Source organism: Mesorhizobium sp. M0678, from assembly GCF_040320505.1.
Classification (GTDB): Bacteria; Pseudomonadota; Alphaproteobacteria; order Rhizobiales; family Rhizobiaceae; genus Mesorhizobium.
Genome location: NZ_JAMYPT010000007.1, coordinates 27963 through 46908 on the forward strand (window position 1 = coordinate 27963; position 18946 = coordinate 46908).

An 18946-nucleotide genomic window follows, 5' to 3' on the forward strand; every position below is an offset into this window, starting at 1 on the left:
GCCTCGCGATTGGCACGAGTGGGATGTTTCCGGGGCGAAAGGCCCCGGAAACAGTTCACTTGCGGCTATGCTCAGTCGAGCTTCGGGTTGAGCAGCGCGTCGATCTTCGGATCCTTCATGTTGGCCTTGGTAACCAAATTGGCGCCGGTATCGACATTGGCCTCGACCTTCTCGCCCTTCGAGGCGGCGAGCGCCGTCTTGATGCCGTCATAGCCCATCCGGTACGGATCCTGAACGACGAGAGCCGAAATGACGCCGTCATTGAGGAACTTGATCAGCTTCTCGTCGCTGTCGAAACCGACCAGCCCGACCTTGCCGGCAAGACTGTTCTCGGCGATCGCCTGACCGACGCCCTGCGCCATGATCAGGTTGGAGGCGAAGATGCCCTTGAGGTTGGGGTTGGCGGTGATCAGGTCGGTGGCGATGTTGAGGCCGGTGGTGGCCTGGCCGTCGGCGTATTTGTCGGCGACCAGCTTGAGGCCGGGATATTTGGCGGCGAGCTGTTCCTTGAAACCCTGGGCGCGCTGTTCGAGCGAGCCGGCACCCGGAAGCGCGGTGATCAGGGCGACGTCGCCCTCGACCTTGCCGCCATTGGCTTCGCCGATGGCTGCGGCAAGGCCGTCAGCGGCGACGCGGCCGCCCTGGATGTTGTCGGTGGTCAGGAACGAGGTGAAGGCCTTGGAGTCGGCGCCGGAGTCGATGCCGATGATCTTGACCTTGGTGGCGGCCTCGTCGATCGGCTTGCCGAGCGCCTTGGCTTCGGTCGGCGCAATGACGACGGCCGCCGGGTTGCCGGCGACGGCATTTTCGAGGATCGAGATCTGGCCGTTGACGTCGGTCTCGGCCTGGGCGCCGAGCTCCGGCACGTTGACGCCGAGATCCTTGCCGGCCTTGCGGGCGCCGGCCAGAACGATCTGCCAGTAGAAGGACGTGGTGTCCTTGACGATGATCGGAATGGTCGCGTCGGCCGCGGATGCCGGCGCCGAATGCATCACGCCGGCAAGCATCGAGGAGGCTGCGAGAGCCACGAAGGCGCGGCGATTGAGAATGCTGGTCACGAATTTCATTAGGAGTCCTCCCTAAGTCGCCCGGTGAATGTTACGGAAGCTCCATTCGGATGGCGCGGCCCAAACGGAACTTTATCAATAAAAAACATTTACCGCATTTTGATAGTGCATCACCTCGGTCGGCGCAAGCGATGTTTGATGGCCGCTCGAATGGCTGGGCGGGAAAGCTTGCTCCCTCGGAACTCCGCTGCCAATCTCCTCCAATATGTCGCATGGAATATTAATTCCATCATCCAGTCAATATGGAATGTTCATTCTTTTTCGGGAGCGTTGGAACTGTGACGCCTGGCGATCACGTCCGGTGTTCGCGACTATTGCGCATGTCCGGCTTAGAGCGTCGCTCCGAGATGCCAAGGCACGAACTCGTTGTCGCCGTAGCCGAACTCTTCGCTCTTGGTCTTGCGGCCCGAAGCCGTCTCGACGATCAGTTCGAAGATCTCGCGGCCCATGCCGGCGATGGTCTTTTCGCCCGAGGCGATGACGCCGCAATTCACGTCCATGTCCTCTTCCATCGTGTGATACATGGTCGAGTTGCTGGCGACCTTAATCGACGGCGTCGGCCGGCAGCCGAAGCAGGAGCCGCGGCCTGTGGTGAAGACGATGACGTTGGCGCCGCCCGCCACCTGGCCGGTGGCCGAGACCGGGTCGTAGCCGGGCGTGTCCATGAACACCAGCCCGTGCCCGATGACCTTTTCGGCATAGCCGAAGACGCCGTTGAGCGGCGTCTGGCCGCCCTTGGCGACCGCGCCGAGCGACTTTTCCAGGATGGTGGTCAGGCCGCCACGCTTATTGCCCGGCGATGGGTTGTTGTCGATGGAAGCGCCATGCTTGGCGACATGGTCTTCCCACCATTTCACGTAGCCGTCGAGCTTGGCGGCGATCTCGGGGGTGGCGGCGCGATAGGCAAGCAGGTGCTCGGCGCCGTAGATCTCCGTCGTCTCGGAGAGGATGCCGACACCGCCGACGCCGGCCAAAATGTCGACCGCGGCACCCAGCGCCGGATTGGCGGTGATGCCGGACATGCCGTCGGAGCCGCCGCATTGCAGGCCGACGACGATCTCGCTGACCGGGATCGGCTCACGCTGAAGCTTGCCGACCTCCTCGGCGATCTCGGCCAGCACGATCAGCGCCTTCTCGACCGATTTGCGCGAGCCGCCGGCTTCCTGGATGTTGAAATGGCGTTTTCCCGCGGCAACGCCCTTCTGGCCGTAGAGGGTGAGCTGGTTGACCTCGCAGCCGAGCCCGACCATCAGCACACCACCAAAATTCGGATGACGGGCGTAGCCGGCCAGCGTGCGGTGTAGCACCATCATGCCGTCGCCGGTGGCGCTCATGCCGCAGCCCTGGCCGTGGACGATCGGGACGAAGCCGTCGATGCCGGGATATTGCGGCAGAAGCGTGCGGTTCGCCGCGTCAGCGATGGCGTGGCAGACGGTGGCCGAGCAATTGACGCTGGCGAGAATGCCGATGAAGTTGCGCGTGCCGGCGCGGCCGTCGGCGCGGCGGTAGCCCATGAAGGTGCGGGCGCGGTCGGCCTCGGTCGCATGCACTGCCTCGCTCGGCGGCACCACCGGCAAACGCCCGCTTTCGAAGACCAGATTGTGCGAATGGACATGCTCGCCGGGCGCGATGTCTTGCGTGGCGCGGCCGATCGCCTGGGCGTATTTGACCACGGCTTCGCCGGCCGCAATCGGCTTGATCGCCACTTTGTGGCCCGGCTCGATCACTGCGGCGGCGACGGCGCCGCCCGGCAGCACGGTGCCGATCTCGATGCGGCCATTGGCGACCGCGACATTGTCGGCGGGAGACAGAAGAATGCTGTTTGCGGCGTTCACGGGAGCTTCCTGGGTGTGTTCCTGGGTGCGCGAGCGGATTGACACGCGGCTCTTAACATATAATGTCTTTTATCGTGAAAAAACATTTTTGCGTCAATTGTTTTTTCGCCAGAGCGCGACGCGTCTTTTGGATGCGAGAAGCAGGCTCTACAACCAAAACTAGCGTTGCGCATGATGTTTTCCGAAAAGGTACCGGTTTCATGCGCGAGAAACGCTTCACACTGGCCGCAAACGCAGATGCGCCACGGGGCAGGGGATGTCGAAGAGCAACAACGTTTACAAGGACGCCTATAATCGCGGTCTGAGGCTGCTCGACGAAACCAGGAGCCTGCCTTCGGAGCCGGAGCTGGGTACGCTGCTCGGCGTCAGCCGCACGACGGTCCGCACTATCCTTGCGCGCATGGAAGAAACCGGGCTGATCGACTGGAACAAGCGCAGCAAGACGGTCCTGCGCGAACCGCGACCGGACGATTTCTTCCCCGAGGAAGAAACCGACACGCTGGCCGAGATCATCGAGCGCTCCTTCATGCGGCGGCTGCTTGCCAGCGGTGCCGAAGCCGGCATGCAGATCAACGAGCTCGAACTGGCGCGCGAGATCGGCGTCGGCACCACCAGCGTGCGCGAATTCCTGATCCGCTTCTCGCGCTTTGGGCTGATCGAGAAGCGCCGCAACAGCCACTGGGTGCTGAAAGGCTTTACCCGCGCCTTCGCGCTGGAGCTGACCGAAATCCGCGAGATGTTCGAACTGCGCTCGGCCGCAGCCTTTGCCGCTCTGCCCGAGGACAGCCCGGTGTGGGCCGACCTCGACCGCCTGGAAGACGAGCATCACCGGCTGGAGCGCGAGATCGCCGTGCGCTTCAACGAATTCTCCGAGCTTGACGAGCGCTTTCACCGGCTGATCCATCGGGCGTCGCACAACCGCTTCATCGTCGATTTCTACGACGTCATCGCCATGATCTTCCACTACCACTACCAGTGGAACAAGGCGCAGGAGCGCGAGCGCAACGAAGTCGCGGTCCAGGAGCATCTCGCCTATATCGCCGCGCTCAAATCGCGCGATCTCGCCAAGGTCGACGCCGCCTGCCGCAAGCACCTGAAATCGGCCCGCCACACGCTGCTGACGTCCATTCCCGAGGGCAGGCAGCCGCAACGCGCGTGATTGTGTTGCGTTGCCGCAGCAACGTTTTGGCGATTTTTCGGCCGCCGGCTCCGTGCTAGAGAGCTGACGTTGCTGCGTGAAGAGGCTGGTTCTTGACCATACGCCGGAGACGATGGAGCATGCCGGTCGCGTTCGCCGCGGCGTGGCTTTTCATGCTCCAGTCGATGTTCGGCGCGTTTGCGTCCGGCGTCGAGCCGAAAGCCTCGCAATTCGATGCTTTCGGCAACACGATCTGCACCCATGACGGTGCGGCGCAACTCCCCGCCGGCGATCCGCATCAGCAGCACATGCCGGCTTGCTGCATGCTTGGCTGCAATCTCGTTTCGGCGGTCTACGCGCCGCTGGATGCAGCCGGGAGCCTGGCTCGCAGCCTTTCCATCGAAACCATCGCCTTTTTCCTGCCGGCCTTCCGGCATCGCGATTTCGCCCGCGCCCGCACTCCGTCCAATCCGCGTGCACCACCGGCGACGGCCTGATCCGTTCTGGTTCGCGCCGCGCAACGCTTTGCCGGCGCGTTTATCGACATCGTTCGCGACCGGCCATCGGCGCGATCCCCCTTAAAGTCCACGGAGCAATCATGTCTCACTCTTTTCGCGCTGCCGCATCCAGCCGCAGGCGCTTCGCACTGGGTAGTTTCGAGCAGCGTCTCGGCGTCGCCCTTTGCGTTCTTGCCCTCCTGTTCGCCAGCGCCCAGACGGTGTTGGCACACGAGTTCAAGCTTGGCGATCTCGAGATCGGGCACCCCTGGTCGCGCGCCACGCCAGCCGGCGCCAAGGTGGCCGGCGGCTACTTCACCATCACCAACACAGGCAGTGCGGCGGATCGCCTGCTGTCGATCACCTCCGACATTTCGGCCAAGGCCGAACTGCACGAGATGGGCGTCAGCAATGGCGTGATGACCATGCGGCCGGTCACCGGCGGCCTCGAAATCCCGGCTGGCGGCAAGGTCGCGCTGGCGCCCAACGGCTATCATTTGATGTTCATGGATTTGAAGCGGCAGCCCAAGGAGGGCGAAACGTTCTCCGCCACGCTGACCTTCGAGAAAGCCGGGCCCGTGCAGATTGAATTCGCCGTGCAAGGCATCGGCAGCGCGGCGCCCCAGGACGACGACTGACTTGGCCGCTTCGAGAGGTAGCCTCATGAAGAAATCTCTTTTGCCCGGCTGCGTGCTTCTTGTCCTCGGGACCAGCGCGGCCTTTGCCCACATCACGCTCGAAACGCCGGAGGCGGCGGTGGGCTCGACCTACAAGGCGGTTCTTCGGGTGCCGCATGGCTGCGAGGGCAAGGCGACGACCGCGCTGCGCGTGCAGATCCCGGAAGGGGTGCTCTCGGTCAAACCGATGCCGAAGCCGGGTTGGACACTGCAGGTCAAGAACGGCAAATACGAAAAGTCCTACCAGCTCTACGGCCAGGCAGTGACCAGCGGCGTCAAGGAGATCGACTGGAGCGCCGGCAGCCTGCCGGACGAGTTCTATGACGAATTCGTCTTTCGCGCGACGCTGGCGTCCGACCTGCCGGCAGGCCAGATGCTGCATTTCCCGGTGGTGCAGGAATGTGACGGCATTGCAGATCGCTGGATCGAGATTCCGGCGGCCGGGCAGGCTGAGGACGCGCTGGAATTTCCGGCGCCCGGCCTCAAGCTGCTGCCGAAGACGTGATCCTTACGCGGCGCGCTCTATCCGAAAGAGCGCGCCGCTGTCTTTGTGGCGGTGACATGAGCGCGACATCCATCCTGCGAACGGCCTGCACAACCGGCCGGCTTGCCATCGGCCTGCTGGCTGCGATTGTGCTGCTTGCCACCATTGCCGCGCCAAACGCAGCCTTCGCCCATGCGGCGCTGATCAAGGCCGAGCCGGCTGACGGTGCGGTGCTGGCGCAGAGCCCGTCGCAGATGTCGCTGACCTTCAGCGAGCCGGTTTCGCCGCTGGTGCTGACGCTGGTGCGGCCCGACGGTACGTCGATCCCGCTGAGCTCTTTCCGGCTCAGCGGCCAGACCGTCGAGATCGACAATCCGCAGGCGCTGACGTCGGGCACGCATGTGCTGAGCTGGCGGGTAATCTCCGCCGACGGGCATCCGGTCGGCGGCTCGGTGCTGTTCTCGGTCGGTGCGCCGAGTGCTGCGCCGGCCGCCTCCGAAGCTGTCGACCGGGAGCTTCGAACGGCGATCTGGATCGGCAAGGTTTTTCTATACATCGGCCTGTTTTTCGGTGTCGGCGGTGCCTTTGCGCTAGGCTGGCTGGCGCAAGGCGGCCGATCCGGCCAGAACATGATCGTCGCCGCGATCCTGTGCGGGCTGGCCGCCGCACTCTTGTCGCTCGGTTTCCAGGGGCTGGATGCACTCGGCGCGCCGCTTGCCCTGCTGGCGCAGCCGGTCATCTGGCAGACCGCGCTCGGTACCAGCTTCGGCTGGACGGTGCTGATCGCGCTGATGGCGCTCGCCCTTGGCCTGCTATCGCTGGTCGTGCCGCCCGCCGACGCAAGGCCGCTCGCCTTGGCCGGACTGGTCGGCGTCGGCGCTGCACTTGCCGCCAGCGGGCATGCCAGTGCCGCCGAGCCGCAATGGCTGACAAGGCCGATGGTGTTTCTGCACGGCGTCGGCATTGCTGTCTGGGCCGGAGCGCTGACGCCGCTCGGTCTAGCCTTGAAACGGCAGCCGGCCGAAGCCGGGCCGTTGCTGCGCCGGTTTTCGCAAGCGATCCTGCCCGTCGTGGTCGGGCTTGCGGCAGCCGGCATCGTGCTCGCCGTCATCCAGGTGAAAACGCCGTCGGCGCTGGTCCATACCGCTTATGGCCGGCTGCTGCTGCTCAAGCTGGTGCTGCTCGTCTTTCTGTTCACGCTCGCCGCCGTCAACCGCTTCAAGCTTACGGTCCCCGCCGAGGCGGGAAAGACGGTAGTCCAGAGGCGACTGGCCCGCTCGATCGGCATCGAGGTGCTGATCGTGGTCGCGATCTTCGGCATCGCCGCCGGTTGGCGCTTCACGCCGCCACCGCGCGCGCTGGCGATCGCCGCCGCACAGCCGGCATCGGTGCATATCCACACGCTGCAAGCGATGGCCGATCTCAGCATTGTGCCCGGCCATACCGGGCCTGTTGCCGCTTCGATCTTCATCATGACCGGCGATTTCGGCCCGCTCGACGCCAAGCAGGTGACGCTGGTCCTGTCAAAGCCCGATTCCGGTGTCGAGCCGATAAAACGCCCGGCGACGAAGCTTGGCGACGGCACCTGGCGGGTCGACCAACTCGTCATTCCGGTCGCCGGCCGCTGGACGGCGCGGCTCGATATCCTGGTCTCGGATTTCGAGATGGTGAAGATCGAAGCGCCGATCGATATCCGGCCATGAAGACAGCGCTGGTCCGCGCAACACAATTCGGCGAGACGGTTGACGCGGCCGCGAACCCCCGTCAATCATCGTCATCAAGAATGGGCATCCAACCCAATCGCGGCTCAAAGCAACAAGATCCGAAAGCAGGGAAGAAACGATGGAAAAAGCCGAAATAGGCCTGATCGGCCTTGGCACGATGGGCTCCAACCTGGCGCTCAATATCGCCGAGAAGGGGCACCGCATCGCCGTCTTCAATCGCACCGCGGCGCGCACCGATGCCTTTGTCGAAAATGCCGGCGCGCTTCGGGATAGGGTGGTGCCCTGCTACAGCCTCGAAGAACTGGCCGCCGCGATCCGGCCGCCGCGGCCGATCATCATCATGGTGCTGGCCGGCAAGCCGGTCGACGAGCAGATCGCGGCATTGCGCGGTGTGCTGTCGGCCAACGATATCGTCATCGACGCCGGCAATGCCAATTTCCGCGATACGATGCGGCGCTTCTCCGAGCTTACCGATTCGGGCCTGACCTTCATCGGCATGGGCGTGTCCGGCGGCGAGGAGGGCGCACGCCACGGTCCCTCTATCATGGTCGGCGGCACCGAAGAGTCCTGGAAGCGCGTCGAAAAGGTGCTGACCGCGATCTCGGCCAAGTTCAAGGGCGAGCCTTGCGCGGCGTGGCTTGGCACCGACGGCGCCGGCCATTTCGTCAAGACCATCCACAACGGCATCGAATATGCCGACATGCAGATGATCGCCGAGATCTACGGCATCTTGCGCGACGGGCTCGGCATGGGGCCGAAAGAGATCGCTGAGGTGTTTTCCCAGTGGAACACGGGCAGGCTCAATTCGTACCTGATCGAGATCACCGCCAAGGTGCTGGCCGCCGACGATCCCAAGACCGGCAAACCGGTGGTCGACATCATCCTCGACCGCGCCGGCCAGAAAGGCACCGGCAAATGGTCGGTGATCGAGGCGCAGCAGCTCGGTATCCCGGCCACCGCGATCGAAGCGGCTGTGGCGGCACGCGTACTGTCGTCGATCAAGGACGAGCGGCTTGCCGCCGAAAAGGTCTATGGCGGCGGCGTGAGCAAGATTTCCGGAGACAGGGACGCCCTGCTCGCCGATCTCGAGCTGGCTCTGTTTGCCGGCAAGATCGCCGCCTACGCGCAAGGATTCGCGGTGATGAGCGGCGCGTCGAAGGAATTCAACTGGAACCTGCCGATGCCGGTCATCGCCAAGATCTGGCGGGCCGGCTGCATCATCCGCTCGCAATTGCTGGATACGATGGCGGAGGCCTTCGGCGGCGGCGGCGCAGCCACCAACCTGTTGATGGCGCCGGCTTTCGTCTCATTGATGCAGGAGGCACATCCGTCGCTTCGCCGTGTCGTCGCAAGGGCGGCCGAAGCCGGCTCGCCGGTGCCGGCCCTGTCATCTGCACTTGCCTATTTCGACAGTTACCGGCAGGGCCGCGGCACCTCGAACCTGATCCAGGCGCAGCGCGATTTCTTCGGCGCGCACGGCTTCGAGCGCATCGATGGGCAGGGCGCTTTCCATGGCCCATGGGGAAGCGGCGCGGCGGGTTAGCGCCGCATTATCGGCCGCTCCGCCGTCTCGTCGACAAATCTAGGAGCTGCCGCTGATCGTAACGATCAAACATGACCTGATGGCAAACGAACTGCTGGCTTCTTATCAAGACTCCCCACGGAATGGTAGCGCGGGAATGCCGTTTTGCCGCCAGCTAATGTGCAGATCCTGCTTACGGGCGCTTGCTAGGCTCTCATGGGTTCCTTCGTGGAAGGAAGTCCGCAACTCTCATTCATGCTTTAGGCGCTCCCACTCGCCGATCAGCGACCTGTAATTTTCACGGAAAACCGCCTCTTCGTTACCTTGCAGCGGCGTCGTTTGCGGCGAGTAGAATGTCCGACGAAGAGCGTCGATAATACGCATGTCACCTGGATCAAGTTCCGTCAGCGCTTGTTGCATCACCCATAGGCCCAACCTTCCGCCCTCTTCGGGGAGCGCCGGTTCTTCGCTGAAATAGGGGTACACGACGCGGGTATATTCACTCCTGACGCGCGCGTGAAGCGCATCCCTTATGCGAATTGTGCCACCTAGATACTCAATTCGCAGGTGACCGTGCACGCTTTGGGGGACGATTTCAACTGGTTCGTTTGACCAACGCAACTTCGCACTGAGCAATTCGAGGACGCCGTCTTTCAGCAGCGGGTATAGTCGCCTAAAACTCCTGTTTGACTTTATACGGTCGTCAGTCAGTTGTGTTAGATCACCGTCGCCCGATATATGCCGTTTGACGTCTGACCAAAAAGGCAAATAGAAATCGCCGCCTCGGCTTCTAGTGCCGCCGGCTTCTTTTATGCGGTCAAGCCGAATATCCTCCTTCAAAATTGTCCGCCGCAACGACTGCGGCGCATAGAACAATTGCAGCGCCTTTCGCAGAGGAATATCCAGAACAGACATATGTGCCCCGCTTAGTGTAGATTGCAGCCAAGCATCACTTCAAATTTTCTGTCGACACAAGGGATAAACCGGTTTCTTCACTCGATAATTAGGCTGGCAGGTGCACAGAAATGAAAACCCTGTTTCCAACGGTTTGCTCTCCAATGCTGGCGGATGTCGTTTCGCGACCCCGTCAGTTCGCCCAAACCTACTTCTTCCTAGCCACTTGAAGTGGCGGCTTCATCAGCACCAATGGATACGTCCCTTTCGAATCCAGAAGTGAGATTTATACCCTGTGTTTCTTCACACTGAGGGGCACAACGTCAGACGCACCACACCGTCCAGGTCAAAGTACACCGAGGTTTTTGCTCCAGAATAATAACATCTCGATAGTCGCGCAGCGTCGATCCTTAAAAGATCCGAGGGACCGACTGCGCGGAGCGTTGAATCGGGCGATACAGTGGAACAGTATGCCGCATATATATTGGGTGGACCGTCATGCACATAGCCCGGCTTCAGATACGGAACTTCCGCAATCTTCCGAATGTCGATGTCCCGTTAGACCGCAACGTGGTCATTCTAGGCGAGAACCGCGTAGGTAAGAGCAACCTTCTCCATGCGATGCGGCTAGTGCTCGACGCGAGCCTGCCCGACAGTGCGCGGTACCTCAAGCTCAGCGACTTCTGGGACGGCTTGTCGGCCGGGGAACGTGAAGCGGGGCCAACCATCGAAGTGCATATCGATTTCGGGGACTTCGACGGTTCCCCGGCGGTTGCCGCCTTACTGACCGACTATCGCCTCGCTGCTGACCATACGGTCGCTCGACTGAGCTACGTGTTCCGCAAAAAGCATGGCGCCGGGAAAAGCCCCACCGAAAGCGACTACGAGTTCAAGATCTTCGGCGGCGGCGTCGAAACTCGCGGGCTAAGCCCCGACTTGCGAAGGCGCATCTGTCTCGACGTGCTCCCGGCACTTCGCGATGCTGAGAGCGAACTTGCGACTTGGCGCGGTTCTCCACTGAGGCCCCTGATCGATGATGCAATCTCCAAAGTCGATACCGCGAACCTCAACAAGGTCAGCACGCAGATCAACGCCGCAACAGCCTCGCTCACCGGTCTCAAGCCCATTGAGGACCTAGAGAGGAACCTGCGGGCGCAGATGGTGGCGCTGGCTGGCGACCATCACGACATCAAGGCCAAGTTCGGGTTTGCCTCGACCGACCCGCTGCGCCTATTTCGCAGCATAAAGTTGCTCATCGACGAAGGGCTGAGGACGATAGGCGAAGCGAGCTTAGGATCAGCCAATCTCGCACTTCTGACCCTGCGCCTCGCTGAGTTCGAGTGGCGCCGGACGAAGAACGAACGCAATTTCACAATCGTCGCTGTCGAGGAGCCCGAGGCGCATCTACACCCTCATCTGCAACGAAAGGTCTTCAGCGCTCTGTTTGCCGAGCAGCAGGCCGAAGGCGAGGAGATCACGCGAAGCCTCATCCTGACCACGCATTCTCCAAGCATCGCGAGCGTAGCGCCGATACGGTCCCTCGTTCATCTGCGCGACACGGGCGAGTCATCTGCCGGCGCATACTCGGTTGCAAAGCTTCCGTTGTCGAAGGAAGATCTGGACGATCTGGAGCGATATCTCGACGCCACCCGCGCAGACATGCTTTTCGCTCGCGGGATCATCTTCGTGGAAGGCGATGCCGAGAGCGAGCTGATCCCGATCTTCGCCGAGACCATGGGCCATCATCTCGACGAGCTTGGGGTGTCGGTGTGTTCGGTGGGAGGGACGAACTTCGCGCCCTACGCCAAACTCGCCGCGGCGCTGCACATCCCGTTCGTCATCATCACCGACTGGGATATGAACAAGGAGGGCATGTCCGTAGGCTGGCGGCGTGCCCTCACGCTTGTGCCTCTTATCCGTTCGGCCGACGGTCGTGCTCCGCTTGAACCGCCGGTCATCGAGCAGATGACCAAGGATGTGGGTGAGCTGCATAAGAGGGCAAAGGAACACGGGATCTACCTTAATGGTTCGACGCTCGAGACAGAGATCGCGAACACTCCCAACCTCTTGCAGCCGCTGCTAGGTGTCCTGGCCAAGCAGGACTTCGGTCTTGTCCTCACTGCCCGAGTGACAGACTGGCAGCAGACACCCGCCAATCTCGATCCGCACCAGTTAATGCTGATGATTGGGTACGTCAGCAAGGGCCGATTCGCGACACAATTGGGAGAGGCTCTGAAGGGGCTGGCACCTCCGGCGTACATTACCGACGCGATCAAGGATCTGCTGGGCAAGCTGGAATGACCGACACTCGGCTTTTGGAGGAAGCGATCGCCGCCCTGGGCGACAATCAGGAACAACTCGGCGCCGTCAATGCAAAGGGCCACTGTGTGGTGTTGGCTGGCCCCGGTAGCGGGAAAACCAAAACACTGACGACGGCGATGGTACGGACACTCATCGAGGACGTGCTTGAGCCCCGCGGGATTGCCTGCATCACCTACAACAACGAGTGTGTGCTTGAGCTGCAGGAGCGCTTGGCGAAGCTCGGAATCGAAGAGAACCGGTATGTGTTTATCGGCACGGTGCATAGCTTCGCGTTTACCCAGATCCTCTTGCCATATGCGCGTTGTGCCATGCCGGAGCTCACCGATGCCCGGCCGGCGACCGACGCTGAGCGCCGGGGTGCGGTGGAACGTGCATTTGCCAAGACGATCGGCGGACCCGGCAATCCCCACGAACGCTGGAAGTTCGCAGCCGAGAAGAGGCGCGACCAGGTCGACCGCGACGCGCCAGAATGGGCTAACAATCCCGAGCTAGTTGCGTTCGTCGAGGCCTATGAGGCTGACCTACACGGTCAGGGACTCGTCGATTTCGACGATATGCCGCTCCTCGCCTACCGCCTGGTTAAGCAGCACCAATGGATACGCAATGCGGTGCGCGCAAAGTACCCGGTCCTCTTCGTCGACGAGTACCAAGACCTCGGGCATGCGCTACACGAACTGGTGCTGTTGCTCTGCTTTGGCGCGGGGATCCGCCTATTCGCCGTCGGCGACGCAGATCAATCCATGTACGGGTTCCAGGGCGCGGCACCGGAGCTTCTGAAGAGCCTAAGCGAACGAGACGATGTGATCCCCATCCGACTGCGCTTCAACTACCGCTCCGGTACCCGCATCATTGCGGCATCGCTTGCAGCACTTGGAGAGGCCAGGGACTATCAGGGCAGGCCGAACGCCGGCATTGGCACTGTCGATTTCCACGGCGTGGCAGGTGATCTCGACACTCAGGCTGACTACGTTTTCAAGAAGCTTCTACCCCCGATAATGGCAGCCGGGACACCGCTCAGCGAGATTGCAATACTCTATCGAACGGTCAAGCAGTCCAATTCGCTTGCCCTCGCAGCGGCAGTAGGGGGAGTTCCCATCGTAAGGGCTGACAACAATGCTCTGGTAAAAAGGAGTCTGCGGCTCAGCCGATTTTTGGAGCGCGCTGCGGCATGGCAGTCGGGGGGCTGGAAATCAGCTGATCCGCCTTTTCTTGACCTCGCGCGCGAAGCCAGCTCCCTTGTTTACGGGTCAGATGCTTCAAATCTGGAACGTGCCGATATCCGCGACGAACTGATGAGATTTCTCCATAAGGGTATTGGGACCGACCCCGATGCGCACAAATGGCTCCAGAATTTCGAGGATGAAGTAGGAACGTCCTGGCGTGCCCGCGCACGAAATCCAATGGGGGATTGGAGTGGCCTGGACCGTATGCGGGAGCGGACTGACCCTGAAACCGGCGACATCCACATCCCGCTCTCAACGTTCGCCGGGTGGGTCGAAGGAGAAGGTCGTCTGACGCTAAGCACGCTGCACAGCGCGAAGGGACGTGAGTGGGACGTTGTGATCCTGTTCGCAATGAATGCGGACGTGATCCCGCACTACTACGACAAGACTGTGGGCCAGAAACTCGAGGCGCGCCGCCAATTCTACGTCGGGGTGACGCGGCCGCGTAAGGCTCTGCACATCGTTTATCAGGAAGGAAACCACTCGCCGTTCGTCGCTGAGGTCTATCAACGACTACAGGCGAGCGGCTGAACTCGGGGGATAGCTGCTGAGCCTGCGGCCAAACCGGTTGGCGCAATGTACCAATAGTCGTTGTTTCTCTCTTCATCGCGAAGTGAGTGACAGCGCTTTCTAAGCCGCACTGGATGCGCTGACGCCTCGCCGTCAAATATCGGCGGTTTGGAGCGCGAGCGTCCCACCCGATAGTCATTGAGCTCAACACCCCTCAAGACGCGATTGTCAGTACATGCCGTCAGAATTGCATGGGAACACACTGTCCGCTCGGGCCAAGAGTGGCCATAGTTGGCAGAGAACCGTACGTCCGTTCGTGAGACTGCAGCTCCAAAGCTGACCTTCCGCTTCCGGCCCAAGATTGCCAGTCAGCAGCGCGCATTTTGCAGCCAAGTGGAAGCACTTGGCGTCGCAGAAATGCAATTTGAACATATCCCGCTCACGCCGGGCGGCGATAGGCCTGCACTTCGCCCGGCTCGCTCAGGCTTTGCAGGGTGCCGGGTGCGGCGCCGCCGATCCAGCCCAGCACCGAGCGGGCGAGTTCGGCGCCGGCCAGTCGGAAGTTCTCGTTGACGACCAGCAATTCGCTGCGAAACAGGTGCAGAAGCTCCGACGATTGTTTGGACACCACATCGACATCGCGGCCAAGCTTGAGGCCGGCGTCTTCGATGCCGGCGACGATGGCGAGCGTCGCGGCGGCGGCGCTGCTGATGAAACCGTCCGGGCGGCTTTCGCGGCGCATCAGCTGCGCGGTCCGCATTCTGATCTGCTCGATCGAATGATCGATCGAAACGGTGTTGAACGGAATCTCGCTGGCGCCGACCTCGCTCAGCGCATCGGCAAAGCCTGCGAGCGTGTGGCCGTGATAGGTCAGCTCGACCGGCGGCGCCAACAGAGCCAGGCGGCGACGGCCGAGGCCGGCCAGATGGCGCACCGCCTCGGCTGCGAAAGCGTAATTGTCGAAATCATGGTAGGGATGGATCAGCCCCATATCGGTGCGGCCATGCGTGGCAAAGGGGATGCCGCGCTCCAGCATATAACGGGCCCTCGGATCGTTCGGCTGCGTGCGCGAAATGATGACGCCGTCGGCTGAACCGGTTTCCACGAGGTAGCGGATCGGGTCGAGCGGATCCTGCGAGCGCGAGTAGGGTGTCACGATCAAATGGTAGGGCGTGTCGGCAATGACTTCGGAAACGCCGTAGATGATATCCGAGACAAAGCTCATGATCTCGTGCTCGGTGTTGAGCACCAGGCTGATGACATTGGTCTTGCCGGTGCGCAGGCGGACGCCGGCACGGTTGGGCCGATAACCAATCTGCTTGGCGACAAGCTGGACGCGCCGCCTGGTCTCGGCGCCGATCTCGGGCGCATCCTTCAGCGCGCGCGACACGGTGGTGACGCCCAGCCCGGTCATGAAGGCGAGCGTCTTCAGTGTCGGCCGGCCCTGGCCCGACGCTTCGTCGGCCTTCTCTTTTTGGTGCCTGTTCATTCATCCCGCCCCGTCAGGCGCATAACAGTTGCCGGACAGGCCGGCAATCGGCGGGCCGCGGGTTCACCGCGGACCCTCACCGAATGAAACCGCTATATACTGAAACGTTACAGATTGTCACGACCATCGCCATATCACTGGTGACAGATGCAGAACGAGCGGTGCTGCAGTCGGTGCAAAACCGTGATTGGAACGGGCTTTTCCGATTTTTTGGCGTCGCAGCATTCCATTTTGCAGTGCAACCCCTCTTGTTGCGATGCGGTAGGCCGGCGAGCCGTGCGATTTTATTCGCGCTTCGAAAAAACTTGATGCCACCTTCGCCTGAGGGGTTGCGCGCCTCAAGCAATTGCCGTATCGAAAATCTGTAACGTTTCAGATTCTGGGAGGAACGAAATGCGATACCAACTCATGACTGCTGCGCTGGCTGCGACGGTCGCGCTGCAATTTGCCGGCCCGGCGGCCGCGACGGATCTGGAAGTCACCCATTGGTGGACCTCCGGCGGCGAGGCGGCGGCGGTCGCCGAACTCGCCAAGGCTTTCGACGCAACCGGCAATCACTGGGTTGACGGCGCCATCGCCGGCTCCGGCGGCACGGCGCGGCCGATCATGATCAGCCGCATCACCGGCGGCGACCCGATGGGCGCGACCCAGTTCAATCACGGCCGGCAGGCGGAAGAATTGGTGCAGGCCGGGCTGATGCGCGACCTCACCGATCTCGCCACCAAGGAAAAGTGGACGGAAATCGTGCAGCCGAAGAGCCTGCTCGACGGCTGTACCCTCGACGGCAAGATCTATTGCGTGCCGGTCAACATCCACTCCTGGCAGTGGCTGTGGCTGTCGAACGCGGCCTTCGAAAAAGCCGGCGTGCCGGTGCCGAAGAACTGGAATGAATATGTCGCTGCGGCGCCCGCGCTTGAAAAGGCAGGCATCCAGCCGCTAGCGGTCGGCGGCCAGCCCTGGCAGGCCTCCGGCGCTTTCGACGTGCTGCTTGCGGCGGTCGGCGGCACCGACGCCTTCCTCAAGGTCTACAAGGACAAGGACGCGGAATTCGCCGCCGGGCCCGAGGTCGCCAAGGTCTTCAAGGCCGCGGACGACGCCCGCAAGATGGCCAAGAACACCAATGTGCAGGACTGGAACCAGGCCACCAATCTGGTCATCACCGGCAAGGCCGGCGGCCAGATCATGGGTGACTGGGCGCAGGGCGAGTTCCAGGTTGCCGGCCAGACCGCCGGCAAGGACTATACTTGCCTTCCGGGCCTCGGTCTCAACGAGGTCATCGCCACCGGCGGCGACGCTTTCTACTTCCCGCTGCTGAAGGATCCCGAAAAATCGAAGGCACAGGAAGTGCTGGCCCACACGCTGCTCGATCCCAAGACGCAGGTCGCCTTCAATCTCAAGAAAGGTTCGCTGCCGGTTCGCGGCGACGTCGACCTCAAGGCGGCGAACGACTGCATGAAGAAGGGGCTCGAAATTCTCGCCAAGGGCAATGTCATGCCGTGGACCGACCAGCTGCTTTCGCAGGATACGCAGAAGCAGAAGGAGGATCTTTTCTCCGAGTTCTTCGCCAAGCAGGACATGACCGTGGAAGATGCGCAGAAGCGCTTCGCCGCCATTGTCGGTTCGGCCGATTGAGCGATCGACCGACCGCCTCACTCCCGCCCCTGCAAACGCAGGGTCGGGAGCTCGGGTCAAGGCCTCTTGACCCTCCGGCCCTTACCCGATCCAGCGCGGCTGTGCAGATGAGCAAGAGCGAACGCCCTAGCCAACTCTTTCGCAACCTCAATGCGAAGATCGCCTCGATCCCAATGATCCTCACCGCGCTGGTGATCTTTGTCGGCGGCAGCGCGTGGACGGTGCTTTATTCCTTCACCAGTTCGAAGCTCCTGCCACGGCTGAATTTCGTCGGGCTCGACCAGTACTACCGGCTGTGGTCGGTGCCGCGCTGGCTGGTCTCGATCGAGAACCTGCTGATCTACGGCGTGCTGTCGCTGCTGTTCTCGCTGGTGATCGGCTTCCTGCTTGCCGCCCTGCTCGACCAGAAGATCCGGTTCGAGGACACGTTCCGGACCATCTTCCTCTATCCCTTCGCCCTGTCCTTCATCGTCACCGGCCTCGTCTGGCAGTGGCTGCTCAACCCCGAGTTCGGTGTCCAGGCAGTGGTGCGCAGCCTCGGCTGGGAGAGCTTCAGCTTCAATCCGCTCTATGATTCCAGCATCGTCATCTACGGCATATTGATCGCCGCTCTCTGGCAGGGCACCGGGCTCATCATGTGCCTGATGCTGGCCGGCCTGCGCGGCATCGACGAGGATATCTGGAAGGCAGCGCGGGTCGACGGGATACCAACCTGGAAGACCTATCTGTTCATCATCATACCGATGATGCGGCCGGTCTTCATCACCACGCTCGTCATCATCGCTGCCGGTATCGTCAAGATCTATGACCTGGTTGTCGCCCAGACCAGCGGCGGGCCCGGCATCGCCTCCGAAGTCCCGGCCAAATATGTCTATGACTACATGTTCTTTGCCCAGAACCTCGGCCAAGGGTTCGCCGCTTCGACGATGATGCTGGTGTCGGTGATCATTGTCATCGTGCCGTGGGCCTATCTTGAGTTCGGAGGCAAGAAGCGTGTCTGACCATACCGTTTCATTGCCCGCTATTGGCGGCGCCGGCGGGCTCGAAGCCTACGGGCCGAGCGGACCGAAGCCGCGCCACACGTTCTCGCGCCGCAACATCTTCCTCTACGGCACGCTGATCGTGGTGGCGCTCTACTATCTTTTGCCGCTCTATGTGATGGTGGTGACGTCGCTCAAAGGCATGCCCGAGATACGCCTCGGCAACATCTTTTCGCCGCCGATGGAGATCACCTTCGAGCCCTGGGTCAAGGCCTGGTCGAGCGCCTGCACCGGGCTCAACTGCGACGGGCTGTCGCGTGGCTTCTGGAATTCGGTGCGCATCACCATCCCGTCGGTGATCCTGTCGATCGCGCTCGCCTCGGTGAACGGCTATGCGCTTGCCAACTGGCGCTTCAAAGGTGCCGACACCTTCTTCATCATCCTGATCGTCGGCGCCTTCATCCCCTATCAGGTGATGATCTATCCGATCGTCATCATCCTGCGCGAAGTCGGCCTTTACGGCAGCCTCAGCGGCCTGGTGATCGTCCATTCCATCTTCGGCATGCCGATCCTCACACTGTTGTTCCGCAACTACTTTACCTCCATGCCGGAGGAGCTGTTCCGGGCAGCGCGTGTCGATGGCGCCGGCTTCTGGGGCATTTATTTCCGCATCATGCTGCCGATGTCGCTGCCGATCTTTGTCGTCGCCATCATCCTGCAGGTGACCGGCATCTGGAACGACTTCCTGTTCGGCGTCGTCTACACCCGCCCCGACACCTATCCGATGACGGTGCAGCTCAACAACATCGTCAACTCGGTGCAAGGCGTGAAGGAATACAACGTCAACATGGCAGCCACCATCCTGACCGGCCTGGTGCCGCTGATCGTCTATTTCCTGTCCGGAAAATTGTTTGTGCGCGGCATCGCCGCCGGCGCGGTGAAAGGATGATGG

15 protein-coding genes are annotated in these 18946 nt (G+C 61.8%); 11 read left to right on the forward strand and 4 right to left on the reverse strand.

Translation table 11 applies throughout. The features are described 5' to 3' along the window. Nucleotides 1–71: 71 nt before the first annotated feature. A complete protein-coding gene (locus tag NKI29_RS14730) occupies nt 72–1067 on the reverse strand; it encodes an ABC transporter substrate-binding protein (protein WP_352796585.1) in 996 nt (331 codons plus the stop codon). 329 nt (nt 1068–1396) lie between these two features. Next, a complete protein-coding gene (locus tag NKI29_RS14735; protein WP_352568273.1) occupies nt 1397–2902 on the reverse strand; it encodes a UxaA family hydrolase in 1506 nt (501 codons plus the stop codon). 256 nt (nt 2903–3158) lie between these two features. On the opposite strand from NKI29_RS14735, the gene NKI29_RS14740 reads away from it, so the two are divergent. From NKI29_RS14740 to gnd, 6 genes are all read left to right on the forward strand, one after another. Continuing rightward, on the forward strand, nt 3159–4061 hold the full coding sequence (locus NKI29_RS14740) for a GntR family transcriptional regulator (RefSeq protein ID WP_352448373.1): 903 nt from the start codon (nt 3159–3161) through the stop codon (nt 4059–4061). Nucleotides 4062–4180: 119 nt separating this feature from the next. Then, nucleotides 4181–4537 carry a DUF2946 family protein gene (locus NKI29_RS14745; protein WP_352588434.1) on the forward strand — a complete coding sequence of 119 codons (357 nt, stop codon included), beginning with the start codon at nt 4181–4183 and terminating at the stop codon, nt 4535–4537. A 101-nt stretch (nt 4538–4638) separates the two neighbouring features. Further along, nucleotides 4639–5175: a copper chaperone PCu(A)C gene (locus NKI29_RS14750; RefSeq protein WP_352456801.1), complete on the forward strand. Its 537-nt coding sequence runs from the start codon at nt 4639–4641 to the stop codon at nt 5173–5175. A gap of 25 nt (nt 5176–5200) precedes the next feature. After that, a complete protein-coding gene (locus NKI29_RS14755) occupies nt 5201–5719 on the forward strand; it encodes a YcnI family copper-binding membrane protein (RefSeq protein ID WP_352746410.1) in 519 nt (172 codons plus the stop codon). Between the two features lie 56 nt (nt 5720–5775). Continuing rightward, nucleotides 5776–7401, forward strand: a complete 1626-nt coding sequence (locus NKI29_RS14760; protein WP_352796589.1) for a copper resistance CopC/CopD family protein — start codon at nt 5776–5778, stop codon at nt 7399–7401. Nucleotides 7402–7540: 139 nt separating this feature from the next. Then, nucleotides 7541–8965, forward strand: a complete 1425-nt coding sequence (gene gnd, locus NKI29_RS14765; protein ID WP_023675215.1) for an NADP-dependent phosphogluconate dehydrogenase — start codon at nt 7541–7543, stop codon at nt 8963–8965. Between the two features lie 228 nt (nt 8966–9193). Here gnd and NKI29_RS14770 read toward each other — a convergent pair whose 3' ends face one another. After that, nucleotides 9194–9859: a hypothetical protein gene (locus NKI29_RS14770; protein WP_352796591.1), complete on the reverse strand. Its 666-nt coding sequence runs from the start codon at nt 9857–9859 to the stop codon at nt 9194–9196. 477 nt (nt 9860–10336) lie between these two features. On the opposite strand from NKI29_RS14770, the gene NKI29_RS14780 reads away from it, so the two are divergent. Both NKI29_RS14780 and NKI29_RS14785 read left to right on the forward strand, forming a co-directional pair. Continuing rightward, nucleotides 10337–12139 (forward strand): ATP-dependent nuclease, encoded by a 1803-nt coding sequence (locus NKI29_RS14780; RefSeq protein ID WP_352796594.1) that lies wholly within the window; start codon nt 10337–10339, stop codon nt 12137–12139. Next, complete coding sequence (locus tag NKI29_RS14785) at nt 12136–13914, forward strand: ATP-dependent helicase (protein ID WP_352796597.1); 1779 nt, start codon at nt 12136–12138, stop codon at nt 13912–13914. Before NKI29_RS14780 ends, NKI29_RS14785 begins: the two co-directional genes overlap by 4 nt. Nucleotides 13915–14332: 418 nt before the next feature. Here NKI29_RS14785 and NKI29_RS14790 read toward each other — a convergent pair whose 3' ends face one another. After that, complete coding sequence (locus NKI29_RS14790) at nt 14333–15382, reverse strand: LacI family transcriptional regulator (RefSeq protein WP_352644082.1); 1050 nt, start codon at nt 15380–15382, stop codon at nt 14333–14335. A gap of 393 nt (nt 15383–15775) precedes the next feature. Between NKI29_RS14790 and NKI29_RS14795 the strand changes: the two genes are divergently transcribed. The 3 genes from NKI29_RS14795 to NKI29_RS14805 all read left to right on the forward strand — a co-directional run bounded on the left by NKI29_RS14795 (nt 15776) and on the right by NKI29_RS14805 (nt 18943). After that, nucleotides 15776–17014, forward strand: a complete 1239-nt coding sequence (locus NKI29_RS14795; RefSeq protein WP_352456792.1) for an ABC transporter substrate-binding protein — start codon at nt 15776–15778, stop codon at nt 17012–17014. A 107-nt stretch (nt 17015–17121) separates the two neighbouring features. Beyond that, nucleotides 17122–18015, forward strand: a complete 894-nt coding sequence (locus tag NKI29_RS14800) for a carbohydrate ABC transporter permease (protein WP_352698469.1) — start codon at nt 17122–17124, stop codon at nt 18013–18015. Then, on the forward strand, nt 18008–18943 hold the full coding sequence (locus tag NKI29_RS14805; RefSeq protein ID WP_352588397.1) for a carbohydrate ABC transporter permease: 936 nt from the start codon (nt 18008–18010) through the stop codon (nt 18941–18943). The genes NKI29_RS14800 and NKI29_RS14805 overlap by 8 nt, the downstream gene beginning before the upstream one ends. The last annotated feature ends 3 nt before the right edge of the window (nt 18944–18946 follow it).

Excerpts from the sequence above, each read along its gene's own strand:
- NKI29_RS14740 (WP_352448373.1), top strand. The coding sequence starts at position 3,159 with ATGTCGAAGAGCAACAACGTTTACAAGGACGCCTATAATCGCGGTCTG.
- NKI29_RS14730 (WP_352796585.1), bottom strand. The coding sequence starts at position 1,067 with ATGAAATTCGTGACCAGCATTCTCAATCGCCGCGCCTTCGTGGCTCTC.
- NKI29_RS14760 (WP_352796589.1), top strand. The coding sequence starts at position 5,776 with ATGAGCGCGACATCCATCCTGCGAACGGCCTGCACAACCGGCCGGCTT.
- NKI29_RS14755 (WP_352746410.1), top strand. The coding sequence starts at position 5,201 with ATGAAGAAATCTCTTTTGCCCGGCTGCGTGCTTCTTGTCCTCGGGACC.
- NKI29_RS14750 (WP_352456801.1), top strand. The coding sequence starts at position 4,639 with ATGTCTCACTCTTTTCGCGCTGCCGCATCCAGCCGCAGGCGCTTCGCA.
- NKI29_RS14790 (WP_352644082.1), bottom strand. The coding sequence starts at position 15,382 with ATGAACAGGCACCAAAAAGAGAAGGCCGACGAAGCGTCGGGCCAGGGC.
- gnd (WP_023675215.1), top strand. The coding sequence starts at position 7,541 with ATGGAAAAAGCCGAAATAGGCCTGATCGGCCTTGGCACGATGGGCTCC.
- NKI29_RS14800 (WP_352698469.1), top strand. The coding sequence starts at position 17,122 with ATGAGCAAGAGCGAACGCCCTAGCCAACTCTTTCGCAACCTCAATGCG.
- NKI29_RS14780 (WP_352796594.1), top strand. The coding sequence starts at position 10,337 with ATGCACATAGCCCGGCTTCAGATACGGAACTTCCGCAATCTTCCGAAT.
- NKI29_RS14785 (WP_352796597.1), top strand. The coding sequence starts at position 12,136 with ATGACCGACACTCGGCTTTTGGAGGAAGCGATCGCCGCCCTGGGCGAC.
- NKI29_RS14745 (WP_352588434.1), top strand. The coding sequence starts at position 4,181 with ATGCCGGTCGCGTTCGCCGCGGCGTGGCTTTTCATGCTCCAGTCGATG.
- NKI29_RS14795 (WP_352456792.1), top strand. The coding sequence starts at position 15,776 with ATGCGATACCAACTCATGACTGCTGCGCTGGCTGCGACGGTCGCGCTG.
- NKI29_RS14770 (WP_352796591.1), bottom strand. The coding sequence starts at position 9,859 with ATGTCTGTTCTGGATATTCCTCTGCGAAAGGCGCTGCAATTGTTCTAT.